This is a genomic window from Micromonospora sp. GCM10011541 (assembly GCF_042650725.1).
Lineage (GTDB): Bacteria > Actinomycetota > Actinomycetes > Mycobacteriales > Micromonosporaceae > Micromonospora > Micromonospora sicca.
In genome coordinates this window covers 1-1774 of the sequence record NZ_JBHSBP010000124.1, presented here as the reverse complement: position 1 = coordinate 1774, position 1774 = coordinate 1, and the positions used below count along the sequence as shown (strand labels likewise).

Below are 1774 nucleotides of genomic sequence, written 5' to 3'. Positions count from 1 at the left end.
ACTCGTCGTCGAGCTCGACCGTGCCTTCGTTGTTGAGGATGCCGCCGGCGACGCGGTGGTTCTTGGACGGGTCGGTGGCGGTGTTCTTGGTGACGCGGGTGTCGGTCAGGGTGACCGTGCCCTTGTTGTTGAAGATGCCGCCGCCGTTGAGGGCGGTGTTGCCCTTGATCTCGGTGTCCCGCAGAGTCAGGGTGGCGTTGTTGTCCTTGCCGTCCTTCTTGTCCTGGTAGCCTTCGTCGATCTTCACGTCGGTGTCGCCGTTGAAGATGCCGCCGCCGAAGCGTCCGGCGGTGTTGTCGACGATGTCGCTGTCGGAGATGGTGGCGGTGGCGTCCGACTTCTTCTCGTCCTTCTTGTCGCCGTCGTCCTTCTTGTCGCCGCCGTTGGAGGACCAGTCCTTCTTGTCCTCGCCGCCGGTGTTGACGATGCCGCCGCCGTCCTTGTCGGCGTGGTTCTTGGCGACGATGACCTTGTCGAGCTTGAGGTCGGTGTCGAGGGCGTAGATGCCGCCGCCGCTCTCGCAGGCGGTGTTGTTCCTGATCACGGTCAGGGTGATCGTGACGGTGCCGCCGGAGCTGGACAGGCCGCCGCCGTTCTTGCCGGCCTTGTTGTTGTCGATGGTGCTCTTGACCTCGTCCTTGCCCTTGGCGGAGCCGGTGATCTCGACGGTTCCGGCCTCGTCGCGGTCCTTGCGGTCCTTGTCGTGGCCGTTGTTGTCGTAGCCGCCGTTGTCGTAGCCGCCGTTGTGGTAGGTGCTGTTGTCGTAGCCGTTCTTGTCGTGGTCGTTCTTGTCGTGGTCGTCGTGCTTGCCGTTGCCGTTGGCGATGCCCCCGCCGTTCTTGCCGGCGGTGTTGTTGCTGATGTGGGTGTCCTTGACCTTGAGGGTGCCGCGGTTGAAGATGCCGCCGCCGTCCTCCTGGGCGTGGTTGTTCTCGACCTTGCTGTCCTCGATGTCGACCCGGCCGAAGTTGGCGATCGCGCCGCCGTTGTTCTCGGCGTTGTTGCCGGTCAGCTTCACGTTCTTCAGGTGGGCGCTGCCGCCACGCTCGACCAGCAGCGCGCCGCCGTCGCCCTCGCCGTCCTTCTTGCGGTCGTCCTTCTTGCGGTCGTCCTTCTTGTCCTTGTCGCCCGACCACGAACCCGAGCCCTGCGAACCCGAACCCGGGCCCGAGCCCTGTGCGGCCGGCGCGGCCGGCGCGGCCAGGGCCACTGGCGCGGCCTGCACGGCCGCTCCGGTCTGGGCGGCGGGCGCCATCTGCATGCCCGGCCCGCCCTGGGCGGCCGGCGCACCCGCGGCACCCGGCGCGCCGCTCGGCGCACCCGCGGCACCCGGCGCGCCGCTCGGCGCACCCTGGGCACCCGGCGCACCCGCGGCGCCCGGCGCGCCACCCGGGGCGCCCTGCGAGCCGGAGCCCTGCCAGTCGGAGCCCTGCCAGTCGGAGCCCTGCGAGCCGGAGGACGGCCCCGACCCGTACTTGAACTCGGAGGCGTTGCCGCCCTTGACGGTGAGGTCCTTCAGGGTCAGGTCACCACCGTCGGCGACCCGGAAGATCCGGAACGCGTCCTCGGAGTCCCGCTTGATCGTCGAGTCGTTGCCCTTGATCGTGATGTCCTGCTTGATCGTCGGCAGACCCGCGAGGTCCTTCTTGTCGGAGAAGCTCAACTCGTAGGTGCAGTGCTCGGCCAGCTTCAACGTGCCGCCCTGATCCCGGTTCGCCTGATCGACCGCCTCGATCAGCTCCTCCTCGTCACACGGCACCTCCCGCACCCGCCC

1 protein-coding gene is annotated in these 1774 nt (G+C 68.2%); it reads right to left on the bottom strand.

The window, feature by feature from the left end; genetic code table 11:
* Positions 1–1759, bottom strand: a 1759-nt coding sequence (locus tag ACFOYX_RS36220) for a hypothetical protein (RefSeq protein WP_377534825.1), incomplete at its 3' end; no start/stop codon positions are given.
* Positions 1760–1774 lie beyond the last annotated feature (15 nt).